General features: G+C 67.2%; 15 protein-coding genes. 10 read left to right on the forward strand and 5 right to left on the reverse strand.

The window, feature by feature from the left end; translation table 11 throughout:
* Positions 1-16: 16 nt before the first annotated feature.
* The 4 genes from B2R83_RS04785 to B2R83_RS04800 all read right to left on the reverse strand — a co-directional run bounded on the left by B2R83_RS04785 (position 17) and on the right by B2R83_RS04800 (position 4,132).
* Positions 17-2,359: a family 43 glycosylhydrolase gene (locus B2R83_RS04785; RefSeq protein ID WP_292038632.1), complete on the reverse strand. Its 2,343-nt coding sequence runs from the start codon at positions 2,357-2,359 to the stop codon at positions 17-19.
* A gap of 150 nt (positions 2,360-2,509) precedes the next feature.
* Positions 2,510-3,355, reverse strand: coding sequence for an HDOD domain-containing protein (locus B2R83_RS04790; protein WP_292038638.1), 846 nt, complete (start codon positions 3,353-3,355; stop codon positions 2,510-2,512).
* 76 nt (positions 3,356-3,431) lie between these two features.
* Complete coding sequence (locus B2R83_RS04795) at positions 3,432-3,713, reverse strand: hypothetical protein (RefSeq protein ID WP_036212832.1); 282 nt, start codon at positions 3,711-3,713, stop codon at positions 3,432-3,434.
* Positions 3,710-4,132, reverse strand: coding sequence for a MarR family winged helix-turn-helix transcriptional regulator (locus B2R83_RS04800; RefSeq protein ID WP_229445950.1), 423 nt, complete (start codon positions 4,130-4,132; stop codon positions 3,710-3,712). The genes B2R83_RS04795 and B2R83_RS04800 overlap by 4 nt, the downstream gene beginning before the upstream one ends.
* A 173-nt stretch (positions 4,133-4,305) precedes the next feature.
* Here B2R83_RS04800 and B2R83_RS04805 point away from each other — a divergent pair, with 173 nt between their 5' ends.
* The 10 genes from B2R83_RS04805 to B2R83_RS04850 all read left to right on the forward strand — a co-directional run bounded on the left by B2R83_RS04805 (position 4,306) and on the right by B2R83_RS04850 (position 19,686).
* Positions 4,306-5,244: a GlxA family transcriptional regulator gene (locus B2R83_RS04805; RefSeq protein ID WP_209587076.1), complete on the forward strand. Its 939-nt coding sequence runs from the start codon at positions 4,306-4,308 to the stop codon at positions 5,242-5,244.
* 150 nt (positions 5,245-5,394) lie between these two features.
* A complete protein-coding gene (locus B2R83_RS04810) occupies positions 5,395-6,636 on the forward strand; it encodes an acetylornithine/succinyldiaminopimelate transaminase (RefSeq protein WP_292038650.1) in 1,242 nt (413 codons plus the stop codon).
* A gap of 75 nt (positions 6,637-6,711) precedes the next feature.
* A complete protein-coding gene (locus B2R83_RS04815) occupies positions 6,712-7,752 on the forward strand; it encodes an arginine N-succinyltransferase (RefSeq protein ID WP_036212825.1) in 1,041 nt (346 codons plus the stop codon).
* Between the two features lie 11 nt (positions 7,753-7,763).
* Entirely contained in the window at positions 7,764-8,798 is a 1,035-nt protein-coding gene (gene astA / locus B2R83_RS04820; protein ID WP_209587078.1) for an arginine N-succinyltransferase, read from the forward strand.
* Complete coding sequence (gene astD, locus B2R83_RS04825; protein WP_292038655.1) at positions 8,791-10,272, forward strand: succinylglutamate-semialdehyde dehydrogenase; 1,482 nt, start codon at positions 8,791-8,793, stop codon at positions 10,270-10,272. Before astA ends, astD begins: the two co-directional genes overlap by 8 nt.
* 4 nt (positions 10,273-10,276) lie before the next feature.
* A complete protein-coding gene (gene astB, locus B2R83_RS04830; protein ID WP_292038657.1) occupies positions 10,277-11,620 on the forward strand; it encodes an N-succinylarginine dihydrolase in 1,344 nt (447 codons plus the stop codon).
* Between the two features lie 121 nt (positions 11,621-11,741).
* Positions 11,742-16,463: an NAD-glutamate dehydrogenase domain-containing protein gene (locus tag B2R83_RS04835; protein WP_292038659.1), complete on the forward strand. Its 4,722-nt coding sequence runs from the start codon at positions 11,742-11,744 to the stop codon at positions 16,461-16,463.
* Between the two features lie 4 nt (positions 16,464-16,467).
* The gene (locus tag B2R83_RS04840; protein ID WP_292038661.1) at positions 16,468-17,469 is read left to right on the forward strand and encodes a succinylglutamate desuccinylase; all 1,002 of its coding nucleotides are present in this window, start codon (positions 16,468-16,470) and stop codon (positions 17,467-17,469) included.
* A gap of 106 nt (positions 17,470-17,575) precedes the next feature.
* Positions 17,576-18,688 carry an NADH:flavin oxidoreductase/NADH oxidase gene (locus B2R83_RS04845; protein ID WP_292038664.1) on the forward strand — a complete coding sequence of 371 codons (1,113 nt, stop codon included), beginning with the start codon at positions 17,576-17,578 and terminating at the stop codon, positions 18,686-18,688.
* A 128-nt stretch (positions 18,689-18,816) separates the two neighbouring features.
* A complete protein-coding gene (locus tag B2R83_RS04850; protein ID WP_292038667.1) occupies positions 18,817-19,686 on the forward strand; it encodes a head GIN domain-containing protein in 870 nt (289 codons plus the stop codon).
* Between the two features lie 150 nt (positions 19,687-19,836).
* Here B2R83_RS04850 and hmpA read toward each other — a convergent pair whose 3' ends face one another.
* Entirely contained in the window at positions 19,837-21,024 is a 1,188-nt protein-coding gene (gene hmpA / locus B2R83_RS04855) for an NO-inducible flavohemoprotein (RefSeq protein WP_292038670.1), read from the reverse strand.
* Between the last annotated feature and the right edge of the window lie 187 nt (positions 21,025-21,211).

Genomic DNA, 21,211 nt, shown 5'->3' on the forward strand with positions numbered 1-21,211 from the left:
CCTTATGCTTGGGTGATCAGCGGGCCAGGGCCGCGATATCGGCATCGCTCAGGGCCGCGCCATAGATGCGCAGCTCGTCCATCGCGCCCTTGTAGGGCGCGTCCCACCAGTTCACGCCCAGTGCGAACACGCCGCTCGTGGTGGTGAACATGTTGGGGAAGTTGCTGCCGCTGAAGCGCTTCACGCCATCGACGTAGACATTGACCGCGCCGTTCCTGACGCTGAAGGCCACATGGGACCAGCGGCCGACCGGCAGGTTCATGCCCAGTCCGGCGTCGTACCAGGCCGTTCCCGACCACAGCATGGCGGCGCCGTTCACAAAGCCATGCCCCATCGGCAGGAAGCTGATCCAGGCGTCGCTGGTCCGGGCGCCGAAGAAGGTGGTGCTCAAGGCCGTCAGTTGCGCCGGCTTGAGCCAGAGCGCGACCGTATAGGTATTGGTCGAGATCAGGCCGTTCGGCAGGCGGATGCCGCTGGCGCCGTTGAAGACGGCGGCCTGGCCCCTCACACCCGCTTCATAGCCGATGCTGCCGCCGGCGAGGTCGAGCCTGGCGCCGACCACGGCGCCGGGCGCCGCGGCGCCATTGGTGTCGGCCAGGTTGCCGTCGAAGGCGTAATGCGCCAGCAGGCCGCCGGCCTTGCGCACCGTGACCGTAAATAGCTTGGTGGCGCTGGCTGTGCCCTTGCCGATGCGGGCAGTCAGGGTCACGGTGAGGTCGGTGGCGCCCGGGGTGACGACGCCGCTGTTGCTCACGACGGCGGGATGCGACGAGCTCCAGGCGATGGTCGCGCCGCGCGCCGCCGTGGTCGGCAGGTTCAGGTTGGCGCTCACGGCCGCCGTGTTGCCCAGGCTGAGCTCGGCATAGATGGCATTCACCACCTGCGCATCGGTACGCGGAATCAGGCGGCTGCCGAACACCGCGACCCCTTCGCGCGACAGGGCCGACAGGGTCATGACATAGCTTTTCGAAGTCTCGTCCCACTGGCTCAGGAAGATGCCCTTGTACGGCGAAGGCGAGCCCGCCAGGCGCAGCTCAACGCCATTCGCACCGGAGAGCAGCCAGGTCCCCGTTACCGCGCCGCTCACGGCGCCGTCGCTGCCCAGCGTGACCGACTGCGACTTCTTGACGGTGGCGGAGATGTCCTTGCCGTGGTTGACGAGCAGGTAGTCGCCGATCACGAACTCGCGCCGCACCGCCGTCGCATTCTCCTTGGCGTAGCGGTAGGGAGCGACGACCGGCCAGCCGTCGGCATTCATGAATATCTGGTGGACGCGGACTTCGTGCTGCTCGCCGCGCTCCGGAAAGCGCGCATGGAAGACCAGGAAATGCCTGCCGGTCGCGGCATCGTAGTAGGCCGAGTTGTGGCCGGGCGACACGTAGCCGGTGCCGATGCCGGTGCCCGGCTCGCCCAGCTTGCGCTCGAACAGGAAGTTCCCCATCAGCTTGACGCCGTAGGGCGCGATCGAGGCGTCGTCGAACAGGGGCTTGCTCGGGTCCGAGCGGACATTGGCCATGTCATTGCCCTGGGCGTCCAGGTAGGGCCCGTCGGGCTTGAGCGAGCGCGCCACGCGCATGTTGTAGCCGCCATTGGCGTCCAGGCCGCCGAACGAGGTGAACATGTAGTAGTAGGAGGTGGCCGGGCTGTACATCACGAAGGCGCCCTCGATGCGGCTGTGGTTGCCGCCCATCAGGCGCTTGCCGTAGCCCTGGCCCGGCAGGGGCATGCCGTTGGTCGGGTTCATCTGCATGATGAAGATGCCGCCCGAATACGAGCCGTAGATCATCCACAGCCGGCCCGCATTGTCCGTGAACACGTGGGGATCGACGGCATTCGGGTGTTTCATCGCGTCATAGATGCTGCCGTCATGGCTGGCCTGCCCCCACATGCCGGAGCGCAGGATGATGCCCTTGTCGACATAGGGGCCTTCGATGCGCTCGGCCACGGCAATGCCGAGGGCGGAGCGGGGCGAGTCGCCCTTGCAGGCGTTGTAGTACATGTAGAACCTGCCGTCCGCCAGCTGCCTGACGTCCGCCGCCCACAGGGTATCCGATTGCGCCCAGCTGAAGGTTTCCGCCAGCTCGGTGAACACGTTCGCCGTGCCGTTCAGGAACAGGGGATTGGTGGCGCTGACGCCGCTGGCGATCTGCTGCCAGTTCATCAGGTCGGTGGACTTGGCGGCAGCGAGGTGGGAACCGAAGACGTACCAGGTGTCGCCCGACTTCACGATCGACGGATCGTGGACGGCAGCGTTCTTGAAGGTGATCGGGGTGAATCCGGCCTGGGCGGCGGCATCCGTGGCGAGCAGGGACGAGGCCAATAGCGCCCCCAGCCCCCATAGCGAAAGGGTGTTCTTCATGCATGTCTCCGTGATCGTTATGTAGCGTGATGCCGGCGCATGCAAGATTGAAGAAGTCTTTGCCTTTTTACTAATGAGATTAATGCGGCGGCCGATACCCGTATCGGTATCGGCAGCCGTGCACGGCAGGGAAGTGTTGGCGCGGCCGGCTTACAGCAGGGCCGCGGTCAGGCTCTTGACTTCGTCGGCCGATTCAGCCAGCACCTGGGCCAGGGTGCCTTCGCCGATGGTGAAATCGATGGTGGCGGCCGAGTCGAGCGTGGTCGCGCCCGGACGCATGTGCAGCGGGGAGGGGAAGGGGGCCAGGTCCTTGGCCAGCAGCAGGGTGTCGCCCAGGGTTTCCGGCGGCAGCGCGCGCAGGCCGTTCCACAGCGCCTCGATGGCGCCCATCACGGGCACCGGCACGCCGAGCTTGAGCAGCACGCCGCGGCCGATCGCCACTTCGCCATGCTCGATCCACTCCGCGGCGCTGTCGCCCGTGGAATCGTCGAGCAGGCCGGGGAATTCGCCGGCGCGCGAAAGCAGGTAGAAGCCGCCCACCTCGTGCACGATGCCGGCGAACATCGCGGTTTCCGGATCGACGAAGGAAACGCGGCGCGCGATCACCTGCGCCAGCGCGGCCACGTGGGCCGAATGGATCCACAGGGCGTCGGCCTTGGCGCGCAGGCCGGGATCGACGATTTCGCTGGCCAGCTGGCGCACGATGACCGAGGCGGCCAGTGCGCCCAGGGTACGGAAGCCCACGCGCTGCACGGCCGCGCGGACATTGGTGACGTCATGGCCGGCCCGGTTATAGGCCACCGAGTTGGCGATCGCCACGGTGCGCGCGGCGAGCAGGGGCTCGGCCTGCACCAGACGCGCCGCCATGTCGGTATGGCAGTCGGGCTCGTTCAGCGCGCGCTGCAGCTTGAGCGTCGCATCGACGTTGGTGGGAAAGCTGAGTTCGCCACGGCTGGCCTGGGCGGCGATGCTCTTGAGGGCGGAGAGTCGGTCCATCAAAAAATTATACCCCCATCGCCCCATTCAGCTGGGAAAACTTTCCTTGTGGAACTATTCTAGTGTTTGATTTGCATCAAGGTTCACTGAAGATGGCGTCGCAGCCTTCCTTCTGTTCTTCACGGTCTTCCAGCTCATCGACCAGACCCATGTCGAGCAGTTCTTCACTCGCATTCATGAAGCTGTTGAGCTTGGTTGCGCCGATGAGGCGGTAGATCTCGCCGGCTTCGTTGCGCACGCCGATCAGCATGGCTTCCTGCTTGACTTCTTCCAGGGGAGCGACATCCAGCAGGATGTTACCGATGATGTGCTTGTCGAAATGGGCAGGCTTCTTGCCTTCGATCAGGGATGTTTTCAAGGCAATTCCTTTGCTTGTGGTGGTTGGGGAGGAAGACTGCCGGCGGCGATCTGGTCGCGCAGCTTGCGCAGAACGTTTTCCAGGGCGTCGAAGTCGGCTTCGCCATAGCTCGAAAACAGCTGCTTGCCGTGCGCGATTACCCTTGGGAACACATCGCGGAATATGCCGTCGCCGGCAGGCGTGAGGCGCACGAAGAAGGAGCGCTTGTCGTCGCTGCTGCGTTCGCGCAGCACCAGGCCTTTCTGTTCCAGCCGTTCGATCACGCCGGTGAGGGTGCCCTTGGTGATCAGGGTGCGCTCGCCGAGTTCCTTGTAGCTCATGCCGGGCGTGTTACCCAGCGTGGCAATGATATCGAACTGCGCGTGCGTCAACCCGTGCTGGCGCACCGATTCGCCGGAAAAACGCTCGAAGCCTTGCATGCACTCGGCCAGCAGCCGGACGCTCTTTAAATATCGTTCCCCCATGGGCAGGATTATAGCTGGCCGCAGGCGTTTTTCCGGAACGGCATCGAACGGGCCCGACCACGGCACTTGCTCCCAGTCGAGGTATCTCCGGTATCATTATCCCTTGATGACACCGCCCGTCCGTTCCGATGCAGCCTTCTGACCTGTCCCTCCTGGCACAGGAACGTCCGTTGCGCGTGCTGCTGGTGAACGCCGGCGAGCCGGACATGCTGACCTGGTCCGGCTTGGTCCAGCCGCTGCGCCTGGCCGCCAAGCTGCTCGGCCCCGAGCTGCTGCACGTCGACGTGCGCAGTCCCGACAAGTTCAGCGACTCGCAGCGCCACTGGCACCTGGTGCTGCTGGTGGCCGACGAGGCCGAGGCCGCCCTGAGGCCGGCCAACTGCCGCGCCCTGGTCGACCGCTGCCGCGCGGCGCCGTTCTGGGGCGGCGTGGGGGCCGGCGTGCTGTGGCTGGCCGACGCCGGCGCTCTGCACGGCGTGCGCACCGCCTTGCCCTGGGCGCTCTATCCCGACACCAATGCGCTGGCCGAGCAGGCTCTGTTCACCCCCAACCTGTACGAGTTCGACCGCAACCGCCTGACCTGCTGCGGCGGCGCGGCCAGCATCGATTTCGCCCTGACCCTGGTCGAGATGCTGTTCGGTGCCGCCGTGCAGGCCCAGGTGAAGGAAATCCTGTGCGTGGACCGCGTGCGCGGCAAGGACGAGCGCCAGCGGGTGGCCCTGCAGGCGCGCTTCGGCACCCTGCAGCCGAAGCTGACCGAGGCCGTGGCCTTGATGGAGGCCAACATCGAAGAGCCCCTGTCCACCGACGAGATCGCGCAGCTGGCCGGCATCTCGCGGCGCCAGCTGGAGCGCCTGTTCAAGCAATACCTCGGCAGCCTGCCCTCGCGCTACTACCTCGAGCTGCGCCTGCAGCGGGCGCGCAAGCTGCTGTTGGAAACCAATTACTCGATCGTGCAGGTGGGGCTGATGTGCGGGTTCTCGTCGGGCTCGCACTTTTCGACGGCTTTCGGGGCGCTGTTCGGGAATACGCCGCGGGAAGAGCGGCAGAGGAAGCTCGGCCAGTAAGCTTTGTTAGTAATCACATAATATTTCCCCGACCAAAAACGAAAATCCCTGTCGCACTTCTGCAAGAACTTGTCAGGGTGGCTTTCTATAATGGCTTGAACCTGCGCGGCAATCGGTCCGCGTACAACGATCATCCATGAGGAAGCAGCCATGAACGCAAACCTTGACTCCGGTGTCACCACGCGGCCTGTCACCCGGCAGACCTTCGACGAAGTCCTCTGCCCGACCTACGCCCCGGCCGCCATGGTGCCGGTGCGCGCGAAGGGCCTGGACGTGTGGGACCAGGAAGGCAAGCGTTACCTGGACTTCACCTCGGGCATCGCCGTCTCGAGCCTGGGCCACTGCAACCCGGAACTGGTCGCGGCCGTGACCGAACAGATGAACGCCGTCTGGCACCTGGGTAACGGCTACACCAACGAGCCGGTGCTGCGCCTGGGCCGCGCCCTGGTCGAAGCCACCTTCGCCGACCGCGCCTTCTTCTGCAACTCGGGCGCCGAAGCCAACGAAGCGGCCCTGAAGCTGGCCCGCAAGTACGCGCACGCCAAGTTCGGCCCGCACAAGTCGCGCATCGTGTCCTGCCTGTCGTCCTTCCATGGCCGCACCCTGTTCACCGTCTCGGTGGGCGGCCAGCCGAAGTACACCGAAGGCTTCGAGCCGCTGCCGCCGGAACTGAGCCACATCCCGTACAACGACATCGAGGCCGCGCGCGCCGCCATCACCGACGACGTCGCCGCCGTGATCGTCGAGCCGATCCAGGGCGAGGGCGGCGTGATCCCGGGCGACCACGCCTACCTCAAGGCCCTGCGCGAGCTGTGCGACCAGACCGGCGCGCTGCTGGTGTTCGACGAAGTGCAGTCGGGCGTCGGCCGCACCGGCGCCTTCTATGCCTACATGGACACCGGCGTCACCCCGGACATCCTGACCTCGGCCAAGGCCCTGGGCAACGGCTACCCGATCGGCGCCATGATCACCACCGAGGAAATCGGCATGCATCTCAACGTCGGTTCGCACGGCACCACCTATGGCGGCAACCCGCTGGCCGGCACCGTCGGCCTGAAGGTCGTCGAGACCATCAACACCCCGGGCTTCCTGGCGCGCGTGCGTGAAGCCAGCAGCAAGATCTTCGCCAACCTGGAGAAGCTGGCCGCCGACTACCCGCAGGTGTTCGGCAAGCCGCGCGGCCTGGGCCTCCTGATCGGCCTGCCGATGGCCGCCGACTACAAGGGCCGCTCCAAGGACTACACCAAGATCTGCGAAAAGATGGGCCTGATGCTCCTGATCGCGGGCCCGGACGTGGTGCGCCTGGCGCCGGCCCTGGTGGTGTCGGACGAGCAGATCGCGGAAGCCGACCGCATCATGCGCGAAGCGGTCGAGGCGTTCATCGCAGGCTGATCCACGGCAGGCATCCGGCCGGCGCGCTTTTCGGGGTGCGCCGGCTTCGCTGTTTGATCTCTACTAGGAGTTCGCATGTTTGTAGTCCGACCGGTTGAACGCGCGGATATCGGGGCCCTCGAGGCCATGGCTGGGGTCACGATCCCCGGCGTGCACACGCTGCCGCGTACGCGCGAAGCCATCGTCGCGGCGGTCGAGCGCTCCATCGCCTCGTTCGCCGCGCACGTCGACATCCCGAGCGAGGAGTCCTACCAGTTCGTGCTGGAAGACCTGCGCACGCGCGACGTGGTCGGCACCGCGTCGATCCACGCCTCGGCCGGCTCGAACGGCACCTATTTCGCGTTCCGCAACGACGTGATCCAGCAGGTCTCGCGCGACCTGAACATCAGCCACAGCGTGCACGCGCTGACCCTGTGCTCGGAACTGACGGCCTACTCGCACCTCTCGGGTTTTTATATCCGCAACCGCGACAGCGCCGGCTTCGAGGCCGCGCTGCTGTCGCGCGCACGCCTGCTGTACGCCGTGCTGGCGCCGCACCGCTTCGGCGACCGCTTCTTCGTGCCGCTGGCCGGCGTCACCGACGCTGAGGGCCAGTCGCCGTTCTGGAACGCGCTGGGCCGCAAGTTCTTCAAGATGGACTTCCTCGAGGCCGAGCGCGTCATCGACGGCGCCCGCAACCGCACCCTGATCGTCGAGCTGATGCCGCACTATCCGGTCTACGTGCCGCTGCTGCCGGGCGACGCCCAGGCCGCCCTCGGCCAGATCCACCCGAGCGGCCAGCTGGCCTTCCAGCTGCTCACACAGGAAGGCTTCGAGGCCGACGAGTACATCGACATCTTCGACGGCGGCCCGATCCTGCAGGCCCACAGGAACGCGCTGCGCTCCTTCTGCGCTTCGCAGGTGCGCCAGGTCGAGAGCGCCGGCCGCGCGGCCGGCAGCGCGAACGGGCACGATGAACTGGTGACCTACGCGGTGGCCAGCAGCGAACAGAACTTCCGCGCCGTCATCACCGCCTGCCCGCCGGCCGAATCCAGCCAGGTGGTCTGCCTGTCGCGCGACGCCCAGCAGGCGCTCGGCGTGTCGCCCGGCGACAGCGTCACCTGCGTGCGCATCTGAGAGGGGAATTGATGCTCGTAATCCGTGCAGTGAAAACCGACGACCTGGACGCCCTGATCGAAATGGCGCGCCAGGCCGGCAGCGGCATGACCACGCTGAAACCCGATCGCAAGATGCTGGGCGACCGCGTCGCGACCGCGGTGGCCTCGTTCAACGAAAGCATCCCGCCCGAAAAGCGCGACTACATGTTCGTGCTCGAGCATACCGAGGATGGCAGCATCGCCGGCGTGTGCGCGATCAAGGGCGCGGTCGGCCTCACCGAGCCTTTCTACAACTACCGCATCGGCACCCTGGTGCACTGCAGCCGCGAACTGAACGTGTTCACGCGGATGGAGACCCTGTACCTGTCGAACGACCTGACCGGCTCGTCCGAGCTGTGCTCGCTGTTCCTGCTGCCCCAGTACCGCGCCGGCTTCAACGGCAAGTGGCTGTCGAAAAGCCGCTTCCTGTTCATCGCCCAGTTCCAGCAGCTGTTTACCGAGAAGATCATCGCCGAGATGCGCGGCTACCAGGACGAGAACGGCGTATCGCCCTTCTACGAGGGCCTGGGCCGTCATTTCTTCAAGATGGACTTCGACCACGTCGACGGCCTGACCGCGCTCGGCAAGAAGTCCTTCATCGCCGAGCTGATGCCGCGCCAGCCGCTCTACGTGGACTACCTGCCGGAGTCGGCGCGCGACGTCATCGGCAAGGTCCATACCTCGACCCAGCCGGCGCGCAAGCTCCTGGAGAACGAGGGCATGCACTACGAAGGCTACGTCGACATTTTTGATGCCGGTCCGGTGCTGCAGGGCCGCGTGTCCGAGCTGCGCGCGGTGCGCGACAGCGTGCTGGCGGAGGCGGTCGAAGGCGTCCACGAGGAAGAGACCGAACATCTGCTGGTGTCGAACACCAGGCTCACCGATTTCCGCATGATCCTGACCCGCGGCGTGCCGGGCGCCGCCCGCATCGCGTTGTCGGCGCAGGAGATGTCGCAGCTGCACGTGCAGGCTGGCGAAGAAGTCCGCACGCTGCCCCTCAACACAAGGAAGAACGCGAATGCCTAATCTCTCGAATTACATCGGCGGCGAATGGCTCGCCGGCAGTGGCCCCGAGCTGGCGACCGTCGACCCGTCGACCGGCAAGCAGACCTGGACCAGCAATGCCTCCAGCGCCGAGGATGTGGCGCAGGCTGCCGCAGCGGCCCGCAAGGCATTCGAAGCCTGGGCGCTCACCCCGCTCGAAGAGCGCATCGCCATCTGCACGCGCTTCCGCGACCTGCTCAAGGAACACAGCGAAGAACTGGCCGCGATCATCGCCGAGGAAGTGGGCAAGCCGCTGTGGGAAGCGCGCACCGAAGTGACCACCATGGCCAACAAGATCGACATCTCGGTCCAGTCCCATGGCGCGCGCACCGGCGCGACGGCCTCGAAAGTCGCCGACGGCAATGCCGTGCTGCGCCACCGCCCGCACGGCGTGTTCGCGGTCTATGGCCCGTACAACTTCCCGGGCCACCTGCCGAACGGCCACATCGTGCCGGCCCTGATCGCCGGGAACACCGTGGTGTTCAAGCCGAGCGAATACGCGCCGCGCACCGCAGTGAAGACCGTGCAGCTGTGGGAGCAGGCCGGCCTGCCGAAGGGCGTGCTCAACCTGGTCAACGGCGGCCGCGACACCGGCGTGGCGCTGGGCCAGCACGCCGACATCGACGGCATCCTGTTCACCGGCAGCAGCCAGACCGGCATCGCCCTGCACAAGCAGTTCGGCGGCAAGCCCGGCAAGATGCTGGCGCTGGAAATGGGCGGCAACAATCCGCTGGTGGTGTGGGACATTCCGGAAGATCCGAAGCTTCTCGACGCGGCCGTGCACCACACCGTGATGTCGGCCTTCATCTCGGCCGGCCAGCGCTGCACCTGCGCGCGCCGCCTGGTCATCCAGGACACGCCGCAAGCCCAGGCATTTCTTGACCGTTTGGTAAAAATCGCAGCGACCCTGCAGGTGGGGCCGTCCAACGCCGACCCGCAGCCCTTCATGGGCCCGGTGGTGTCGAGCGCCGTCGCTGCCCGCCTGGTCGAGGCGCAGGCCGATATGGCCGCGAAAGGCGGCAAGGTGCTGCTGCAGATGAAACAGCTCGACCCGAACGCCGGTTTCGTCACCGCCGGCATCGTCGACACCACCGACGCGCAAGGCATCCCGGACGAAGAGTGGTTCGGCCCGCTGCTGCAGGTGATCCGCGTGAAGGACTTCGACGAGGCCCTGCGCGTGGCCAACGCCACGGAGTACGGCCTGGCCGCGGCCCTGCTGTCGCCATCGGAAGAACTGTGGAAGCGCTTCTCGGTGCGCGCCCGTGCCGGCATCGTCAACTGGAACCGCCCGACCACCGGCGCGGCCAGCTCGGCCCCGTTCGGCGGCGTCGGCAAGTCGGGCAACCACCGCCCGAGCGCCTACTATGCCGCCGATTACTGCGCCTACCCGGTCGCCTCGATCGAGACGGCGGAACTCGAGATGCCGGCCAAGCTGTCGCCCGGCCTGACTTTCTAAGACTATGCGTATCGCTCGCGAATACAATTTCGACGGCCTGGTCGGGCCGTCCCACAACTACGCCGGCCTCTCGTTCGGCAACGTGGCCTCGTTCAGCAATGTGCGTAGCGCCTCGAACCCGCGCCAGGCCGCCCTGCAGGGCCTGGCCAAGATGCGCGAGCTGGCCGCGCGCGGCTTCGCCCAGGCGGTGATGCCGCCGCAGGCGCGCCCGAACTTCCGCCTGCTGCGCCGCATCGGCTTTTCCGGCACCGACGCCGACGTGCTGGCGCGCGCGTGGCGCGAAGCGCCGGTGATCCTGGCCTGCGCCTACTCGGCCGCGCCGATGTGGACCGCCAATGCCGCCACCGTCAGCCCATCAAGCGACACCGCGGACGGCCGCGTGCATTTCACCCCGGCGAACCTGAACAACAAGCTGCACCGCTCGGAAGAATACCTGCAGGCCACGCGCACCCTGCGCGCCATTTTTGGGGATTCGAGCCGCTTCGTGGTGCACGATGCGCTGCCGCCGGTCCCTGCCTTCGGCGACGAAGGCGCTGCCAACCATACCCGTTTCGCCGCCGCACATGGCGCGGCCGGAGTGGAGTTCTTCGTCTACGGCCGCGCCGAATTCGATCCTGCCGCTCCGGCGCCCAAGAAATACCCGGCACGCCAGACCCTGGAAGCCTCGCAGGCGGTCGCCCGCCTGCACGGACTGGACCCGGCGCGCACCGTGTTCGCCTCGCAGAACCCGGACGTGATCGACCAGGGCGTGTTCCACAACGACGTGATCGCGGTCGGCAACGGCAACGTGCTGTTCTACCACGAGCAGGCCTTCTTCGACGAAGCCGCCACCCTGGACGCGCTGCGCGGCGCCCTGGGCAGCGTCGACACCGACCTGGTGCCGGTGCGGGTCGCAAGCAGCCAGGTGCCGGTGGCCGATGCGGTGGCCAGCTACCTGTTCAACAGCCAGCTGCTCACCAAGCAGGATGGCCGCATGGCCCTGGTCGTGCCGCACGAATGCCGCGAGAACGAAGCGGTGGCGCATTACCTCACCGAGATGGTCGCGAGCGGCGGCCCGATCGACGAGCTGCTGGAATTCGATCTGCGCCAGAGCATGCGCAACGGCGGCGGACCGGCCTGTTTGCGCCTGCGCGTGGCCCTCACCGAGGACGAGGCGCAGGCCATGCACGGCGGCGTCATCATGACCGAGACCCTGTACGGGCTCCTGACGTCCTGGGTCGAGAGGCACTACCGCGACCGGGTCGAGCCGAAGGACCTGGCCGACCCGCAGCTGGCGATCGAATGCAACACCGCGCTCGAGGAACTGGAACGCATCCTCGGCCTGCCGGGCCTGTACGACCTGTCGTAAGGCCCGGTGGCCATGTTCTAATAACGGATTCGGACGGGACACCCCCGTCCATATAAAGCCAGGGGGGGCGCGAAGCCACAAGCAAGAGCGCACCCGGGCACACAAACTTTGGAGAAGTAACATGAAAGACATGCCTCAAGATTTGCGCAGCCAGACGCTCAACCTGGTCAACGCGAACCAGTCCGCCGCCGGCGCCAATGCGCAGGTCGGAGCGCTCATCAGCGCCTGGCTCGGATCGCTCGACGACGAAGACCTGGCCGGCACCGCGCCCGAAAGCCTGGCCCCGGTGCTGTGGGAAGGATTCTCGCAGCTGGCCCAGCGTAGCGGCCCCGGCTGCCAGATCGCCACGATGCGCTACTCCGACGGCCGTGGCGGCATGGCGACTGCCCTGCTGATCCTGAACGACGACATGCCTTACCTGGTCGACTCCTTCGTCATGGCGCTGCGCAAGGAGCGCCAGACCGCCAGCGGCGTGATGAACGCCGTGCTGCCGGTGCGCCGTGACGCGAATGGCCAGGCGAGCGCCGTCGGCGAAGCCGGCGCGCCGCTGGAATCGATCGTCCTGATCCTGATGAGCGACGAGCTCGAATTCTCCGAACTGGATTCCCTGACCGCGCGCATCCGCATGGTGGCCAACGATGCCGCCACCGTGCACCGCGACGCCGTCAAGATGGCCGACCGCATGACCGCGGTGGCCGCCGCAGCCGCGCAGGCCGGCAGCGCCGAAGGCCAGGAAGTGGCCGCCTTCCTCGAGTGGGCCAAGAACGAAGGCTTCGAGCCCTTCGGCTACGCCTATTACGTGGTGAAGGAAGGCGCGCGCGAACTCGAGCGCGACATCCCGAGCCGCATCGGCGTGCTCGCCGACACCGCCCACCCGGTCTACGGCACCTGCCTGGCCAACATCCCGGGCGACTTCGAAACCCTGTCGCGCCGCGCCGACACCCTGTCGATCGTCAAGGCCGACGTCGAGGGCACCCTGCACCGCGACCAGCCGCTCGACTTCATCGGCGTGCGCAACACCGACGCCCAGGGCAAGATCCTGGGCGAGCACTGCTTCGTCGGCCTGTTCACCCGCGCCGCCACCTCGACCCCGCTGGCGCGCCTGCCGTTCGCGCGCGGCCGCGTCGCCAAGGTGCTGTCGATCGCCGGCGTGCGCCAGGAAGGCTTCCGCGCCGAGAAATTCGTCGAGATCCTCGAGTCGCTGCCGCGTACCGAAGCGCTGGAAGCCGATCCGGAGTGGCTGGCCCAGGTGTGCTCCTCGGTCGTGTCGATGTACAAGCAGCCGCGCCCGAAGGTCTTCGCGCGCCGCGACGTGTATGCGCGCCACCTGAACGTGCTGGTCTACCTGCCGCGCGAGCGCTACAGCGCCGCCGTCGCCGCCAGCCTGGCTTCGGCCCTGAAGGACAGCTCGGGCGCCCGCGACGTGCGCGTCCAGACCCTGGTGGCCGACGGCCCGCTGGCCCGCGTCTACCTGATCGCGCATGCCGCCCGCTATCCGCTCGACCTCGAAACCGACATCCAGCAGCCGCTGCTGGCGGTGCTGGACGGCTGGCATGACCGCTTCGCCGCCGCCACCAACACCATCGAAGACGCCGGCCTGCGCAGCAGCCTGCGTAAACTCGGCGCCAACCTGCCGGTCAGCTTCGTCACCAACACCGCGCCGGAAACCGCCTTCCGCGACCTGCAGGCCCTGCTGAAGAACGGCCGCAGCGATGGCCAGAACCAGCGCGTCGCCGTGCGCGTGGAGCCGGGCGACGCCGCCAACGGCATCGACGCCTCGATCCGCCTGTACTCGGGCGAGGTCGTGCCTTCGCTGTCGCGCATCCTGCCGGCCCTGCAGAACGCCGGCATCGCGGTCGACCGCGAGCAGACCTGGACCTTCAAGACCGCCGACGGCGCCGTGCACAACGTGACCGCCCTGGCCGTCGACGACGAAAGCGGCGCCAAGCTGGTCAAGCCGGGCATCATCCCGGTGGCCGAGGAGCTGTTCACCGCGCTGTTCAACAACGACGCCGAAGACGGCCGCATGAACGGCCTGACCATCGAAGGGGGCCTGTCGCTGCGCGAAGTGCAGCTGGTGCGTGCCTACATCAGCTACTGGCGCCAGCTGGGCTCGAAGTTCTCGGTGCGCTACATGGCCGAAACCCTGCGCACCCAGCCGGCCCTGGTGAAGGAATTCGTCACGGCCTTCCTGCTGCGCTTCGATCCGAGGCTGGACCAGGCCGAGCACGCCGCCGGCACCGCCAAGCTGGCCGCGCTGAAGGCCGGCCTGTCGACCGTGAACCATGCCGACACCGAGGAAATCATGGCGGCCCTGGTCGACCTGGCCCTGGCCACCATGCGCACCAACTACTTCCAGAACGCCGGCGAGAAGATGATCTTCAAGGTCGACACCAGCAACCTGGCGCTGGCGCCGGAACCGCGTCCGTACCGCGAGATCTACGTGTTCTCGCGCCGCTTCGAAGGCGTGCACCTGCGCGGCGGCCCGGTCGCCCGCGGCGGCCTGCGCTGGTCGGACCGCATGGAAGACTACCGCACCGAAGTGCTGGGCCTGGTGAAGGCGCAGATGGTAAAGAACGCCGTCATCGTGCCGGCCGGCTCGAAGGGCGGCTTCGTGTGCAAGCAGATGCCGCAGGGCGCCCCGCGTGAAGTGGTGGCCGCCGAGGGCGAAGCCTGCTACCGCGAATTCATCTCCAGCCTGCTGGAAGTGACCGACAACCGCGTGCGCGGCGAAATCGTCCCGCCGGACAACACCGTGCGCCATGACCAGGACGACCCGTACCTGGTGGTGGCCGCCGACAAGGGCACCGCGACCTTCTCGGATATCGCCAACAGCATCGCCGTCAAGCGCGGCTTCTGGCTGGGCGACGCCTTCGCCTCGGGCGGCTCGAACGGCTATGACCACAAGAAGATGGGCATCACCGCCAAGGGCGCGTTCGAAGCGGTCAAGCGCCACTTCTTCGAACTGGGCCACGACATGAACACCACCCCGGTCACCATGGTCGGCGTGGGCGACATGTCGGGCGACGTGTTCGGCAACGGCGTGCTGCTGTCGCGCCAGCTCAAGCTGGTAGCGGCCTTCGACCACCGCCACATCTTCCTGGACCCGAACCCGGATACCGAAGTCTCGTTCAAGGAACGCCAGCGCATGTTCGCGCTGCCGCGCTCCTCGTGGGAAGACTACGATAAATCGCTGATCTCGCAGGGCGGCGGCGTGTTCCCGCGCACCGCGCGCTCGATCGAGCTGAGCCCGGAAGTGCGTGCCGTCCTCGACATCAAGGAAAGCTCGCTGTCGCCGGAAGAGCTGATGCACCGCATCCTGCTGGCGCCGGTGGACCTGTTCTACAACGGCGGCATCGGCACCTACATCAAGTCCTCGAACGAGACCCATGCCCAGGTGAAGGACCGCGCCAACGACCGCATCCGCGTCAACGGCGGCGAGATGCGCTGCAAGGTGGTGGGCGAGGGCGGCAACCTGGGCGCGACCCAGGCCGGCCGTATCGAATTCGCCCTGAACGGCGGCCGCATCTTCACCGATGCGATCGACAACTCGGCGGGCGTGGACTGCTCGGACCACGAAGTGAACATCAAGATCTGGCTGGACACCGAAGTCAACGCCGGCGAGCTGCCGGAAGCCGACCGTAACCGCATCCTGAACGAGATGACCGGCGCGGTGGAAGACCTGGTCCTGCGCGACAACAAGCAACAGACCCACCTGCTGACCCGCGAAGCGCAGGCGCAAGCCACCGCCTCCGTGGTGGACGGCTACGCGGCATTGATCACCAACCTGGAATCGGAAGGCGCCGTCAACCGCGAGCTGGAGCAGCTGCCGACCGACGCCGAGCTGGCACGCCGCAAGGCCCTCGGCCTGGGCCTGACCACGCCGGAACTGGCGGTGGTCATCGCCAACGTGAAGAACCGCTTCAAGCGCACCCTGCTGGCGCTGCCGCTGGTCGAGGAGTCGTGGGCCGAATCGCTGCTGCGCCCCTACTTCCCGGCGCAAATGGTCGCCACCCGCAACCCGCTGAACCACCCGCTGGCCAACGCCATCCTGGCGACCGTGCTGGCCAACGAAGCGGTGAACCGCTGCGGTCCGCTGATGCTGCGCGACCTGGCGGCCGAGCACCGCGTCGACGAGACCGAAGTGGTGAAGGCATGGGCGCGCGCCTGGTCGGCGCTGCACCTGGCGCCGGTGTTCGACGCGCTCGACGCCGATGCGCTGAAGGTGCCGCGTGACGTCTCGATGGCGGTCGACATGCGCACCCGTGCGCTGATGCGCGCCGTGATCGAAGGCGTGCTCTCGCTGCCGGCCGGCGCCGACGGCATGGCCGAGCTGTCGACCCTGTTCGGCCAGGCCGACCAACTGCGCGTCTTGAGCCCCACCCGTTCGGAAGCCGACGGCCACAGCGGCCTGCCGGCGCCGTTCACCGCGGCGTGGAAGACGGTCGAGACCATCGAGTCGCTGGCTACCTTCCTGTTCGCGGCGGTGTCGGTGCAGCGTCCGGGCGGCATGAGCCTGGCTCAGTTCCTGCAGGTCGGCATGGCGCTGCGCCAGCAGGCCGGCATCGACATGCTCGAGCGCGGCCTGAAGCTGCCGGCCCAGAGCAAGGCCCAGGAACAGCTGCGCAACTACGCGATGCAGGCCCTGCGCCGCACCCAGCAGCGCCTGCTGCTGCAGGTGATCGAGCGTGCCGGCCAGGGCGGCGACCCGCTGGCGGCCGTCAAGGAAGTCACCGAGGCGCGCGGCCTGACCGGTTTCGCACAGCCGGTCGAGCTCGAGCAGGCCATGCTGGACGTCTGGGCGCTGTCGGAAGGTTCGAGCCCGGACCGTCTGGCTGCGTAAGCGGATGAGCGCGAACCTGGGTTCCGCGCTGCCGGAAGCGGTGCGCGCACTGGCCGAGGCGGACTTCGCTTCGGTCGCGCAGCGCTTTTCAGGCGCCGGCTTCGCGGTCGCGTTGCCGGCGCCCGGCATCCTGACGGTGAAAGCGGCGACGCCCGACCCGGCACGCGCGAGCGTGCTGGTGTCGGTGGGCGTGCATGGCGACGAGACCGGGCCGATCGAGATGGTCGCCTGGCTGATCGAAGCCTTGTCGCGCACCCCGCGCGAGCTGGCGGTGGACCTGATGCTGTGCGTCGGGAACATCGACGCCATCGCCCAGGGCAAGCGTTTCATCGACGCCGACCTGAACCGCATGTTCCGTGCGGATCGCGGGACGCTGGCCGGTACCGCAGAAGCGGCGCGTGCCGATGCGCTGGTCCAGGCCACCTGCGCCTTCTTCGATGGAGCGGGGCCGCAGCGCTGGCACCTCGACCTGCACACGGCGATCCGGCCATCGCACTATCCGATGTTCGCGATCGTGCCCGAGATCATTCTTGAAGAGCCGCGCAAGGCGCTCATCGACTGGCTGGGACAGGCGGCGATCGGCGCCGTCATCATGAACCCGAAGTCGGTGGGCACCTACAGCTACTATTCAAGCGAGCACCATGGCGCCGCGGGCAGCACCGTGGAGCTGGGGCGGGTCGGGACGCTGGGGCAGAACGACCTGTCGCAGTTCGCCGATGCGTCGACCGCGCTGGATCGCCTGCTGCGCGGGCAGCCCGGCCTTGCCTCCAGGGCGGCGCCGCACGTGTTCGCAACGGCGCGCCAGGTAATCAAGCTGTCGGATGCCTTCACCATGTCGGTGGGGCGCGAGACCTGGAACTTCACGCCGATGAAGAAGGGTGATGTGATCGCGACCGATGGCGAGACCGTGTACCGCGTGGAGCATGACGAGGAGCTGGTCGTGTTTCCGAATCCGGATGTGCGGGTTGGCTTGCGCGCGGGGCTGATGGTCACGCGTATCCGCTGAGTAGACGAACAAGGGGAAGCATTGCTTCCCCTTTTTTTCGGGCAAGCTCGCAGCATCAAACCCGCCACCCAGCTAGACTGAAGCCTTTGCCCCAAGCGGAGGCCTCATGAGCAGCATGCTTTTCTCCCCAGTTACCCTGGGCCCCCTGCAACTTCCAAACCGTATCGCGATCGCCCCGATGTGCCAGTACTCGGCCGTCGACGGCCTGCCGACCGACTGGCACATGATCCACCTCGGCGGCCTGGCGCTGTCCGGCGCCGGCCTGCTCATCATCGAAGCGACGGCGGTGACGCCGCATGGCCGCATCTCGCCGGATGACCTGGGCCTGTGGTCCGACGCCCACCAGGAAGCGCTGGCGCCGGTGATCCGTGCGATGCGCCGGCACTCCCCCATCAAGATCGCCATCCAGCTGGCCCATGCCGGCCGCAAGGCCTCGACGCATGTGCCATGGGAAGGCGGCGCCCAGATCGCGCCAGGCCAGCCGCGCGGCTGGCAGACCCTTGCGCCGTCAAGCATCCCGCATGCGGAAGGCGAGGCGCTGCCCCTTGCGCTCGACGCCGACGGCCTGGTGCGCGTCAAGGAAGCCTTCGTCGCCAGCGCGCGCCGCGCAGCTGCGCTGGGCCTGGACGGCATCGAGCTGCATGCGGCCCACGGCTACCTGATGCACCAGTTCCTGTCGCCGCTGTCGAACCTGCGCGAGGACGAGTACGGCGGTTCCCTGGAAAACCGCATGCGCTTCCCGCTCGAGGTGTTCGACGCCGTGCGCGCCGCCGTGCCGAAGGAGATGGCGGTGGGCGTGCGCATCTCGGCCACCGACTGGGTCGAGGGCGGCTGGGAGATCGAGCAGAGCCTGCATTTCGCCCGGGCGCTGAAAGAACGCGGCTGCGACTTCATCCACGTCTCGACCGGCGGCCTGTCGCCCTTGCAGAAGATCCCGGTGGGGCCGGGCTACCAGGTCGAGTTCGCGCAGCGCATCAAGGAGGAGACCGGCATGCCGACCATCGGCGTGGGATTGATTACGGAGGCGCAGCATGCGGAAAGCATCCTGCAGCAGGGCCAGGCCGACCTCATCGGCCTGGCGCGCGCCATGCTGTACGACCCGCGCTGGCCCTGGCATGCGGCGGCCCAGCTGGGCGAGCAGGTGTTCGCGCCGCCCCAATACTGGCGCTCGCAGCCGCGTGAATACAAGGAACTGTTCGGCAGCATGCGCGTGGGCTGACGCGGGGCGGCTGGCGGCGCGCAACCGCAGCTCAGCTATCGTTTCTTGCAGCCTGTCGCACGGGGCAAGCGGGCATGCGAGGTGGTTGTTAAAGTCGCACCAGTTAACAACCACAGAGGATTTTCGCCATGCGTCTCATCGCCCTTGCCACCATCGCCGCGGCTGTCGCTTCCCTGAGCGGCTGCGCCATCATCGTGTCGCCGAACGAAGGCGACGTGCGCATGCGCACGGTGTTCAGCGACAACGCGGTCGAGGGCGACGGCATCGCCGCGCGCGACCAGCGCCAGGTCGCGGCGCACGGCGTGCTGGAAGTGAGCGGGTCGATGCAGGTCGAGGTGCGGGTCGGCCAGGCGCCTTCGCTGCTGGTCGAAGCCGACGGCAACCTGCTGCCCTATATCCGCACCGAGGCGCAGGGCAATACCCTGAAGATCTCCAACGAGCGCCAGCTGCGCAGCAGGACACCGGTGCGCATCGTCTACACCACGCCGCGCCTGACCGAGGTGCGTGCCGGCGGTTCCGGCCAGGTGGTCGTGCGCGACCTGAACGGCGCGCCGCTGGAGGTGCGCAAGAGCGGTTCCGGGACGGTAGCCCTGTCCGGCAAGGTCGACAGCCTGCATGCGCGCGTGAGCGGCTCGGGCGTCCTCGACGCGGGCCAACTGCGCAGCGCCAGCGCCGACCTGAGCCTGGCGGGTTCGGGCCGCATGCACGTCGGCGAGATCCGCGGCGACTACGTGCGCGCCAGCGTGGCCGGTTCGGGCGTGCTGCAGGCCGGCGGCGCGGTGCGTTCGCTCAATGCCCGTGTCGCAGGCTCGGGCAGCGTGGACCTGGCCGCGCTGTCGACGCAGGACGCCGACCTGGCGGCCGATGGTTCGGGCGGGATTCGCGCCACCGTCAAGCAATCGCTGGTGGCGCATGGCGGCGGCTCGGGCGGGATCCGGGTGTATGGGCATCCGGCGCAGCGCAGCGTTACCGGCCGCAACGTGCATCTGCTCGATTAATATTTGTAGGGTGGGCAGGTTTCCTGCCCACGCGTTCAACCAGCGCCAGAACAGCCGCGAAGTTTCATGTTGCAGCTATCACCGCGTGGGGTAATGAGGGCCGGTGGCCCTCATTACGAGCCGCCCACCCTACGTAAAGCAAGGCCTCGCTTAGAGCAAATTATCGAGCAGGTCCGGACCGAACACCTCGCGGTGCAAGCGGCTCGCCGGTGCGCCTGCCGCCAGCAGCGCATTCCACTGCGCCTGCATGAAGGGCAGCGGGCCGCACATGTAGACATCGGTCTCGCCGCGCGGCCACGAGGGCAGGCGCGTCAGCTCCATCTTGCCCTTCAGGGCGGCGCTTGCCTCTTCCTCTTCGTAGAACGTCACCACGTGCAGGTGCGGCATGCGCGCCTTGGCGCTGGCGATGTCCGCCTGGTGCGGGTGGTGCGCCGCGTTGCGTGCGGCGTGGGCGAAGATCACGCGGCGCTCCGGGTTCACGGTCGCGATGCGGTTCAGCGCCGCGATCATCGGCGTGATGCCGACGCCGGCCGAGAGCAGCACCACGGGCTCGTTCGATTCGGTATCCGGCAGGAAGTCGCCGAAGGGGTGGATCACGTGCAGCACGTCGCCCACGTTCACGTTGTCGTGCAGCCAGGTCGACACTTCACCGGCCGGATGGGCGCCGCCGTCTTCGCGCTTGACCGAGATGCGCAGGCTGTCCTTGCCGGGGGCATCCGACAGGCTGTACTGGCGCAGCTGGCGGCGGCCGTCGCTGAACTCGACCGCCACGCTCAGGTACTGGCCGGCCTTGAAGGGCGGCAGGGCGCCGCCGTCCGCCGGGACGAAGCGGATGGAGACCACGTTGTCGCTCTCGCGCACCACTTCCGTTACGCGCATCGCGCGCGTCTCGCCCGGCTGCACGCCGGCTTCCTCGTACATCTTCGCTTCCGCATCGATCAACAGGCGCGCCAGCGAGGTGTAGGCCTCTTCCCAGGCCTTGAGCAGCGGCTCGGTGGCGGCATCGCCCAGCACGGTCTTGATGGCGCCGAGCAGGTGGTGGCCGACGATCGGGTAATGGTCGGCACGGATGCCCACCGCGGCGTGCTTGTGCACGATGCGGTTCACCACCGGACCGAGCGCCGCGGCATTGCCGATGTTGGCGGCGTACGCGAACACCGCCGAGGCCAGCGATTGCTGCTGCACGCCGCTGGCCTGGTTGCCCATGTTGAACAGGTTCTTCAGCTCCGGATGGGCCTCGAACATGCTGCGGTAGAAGGTGGTGGTGATGGCCAGGCCGTGGTCGCGCAGGACGGGGACGGAAGCGTCGATGTACGGACGGGAAGCGCTCGAGATCATGATGGGTTCCTTGATAGATGTATTAATGATGCATGTTTAAGGCCAAAAAATTGGCCCGGACGCGATGGGCAATCGGTGCGGACGGGAGCATTCTATCAAAAGATGCTGAGTAAATGCATCTTTGAGCAAACAATTTTATTGCGAGAACACAAAACCCATATAATCGCTGCTTTTAGATGAGCGCTTG

The organism is Massilia sp. UBA6681 (assembly GCF_002454935.1).
Lineage (GTDB): Bacteria > Pseudomonadota > Gammaproteobacteria > Burkholderiales > Burkholderiaceae_D > Telluria > Telluria varians.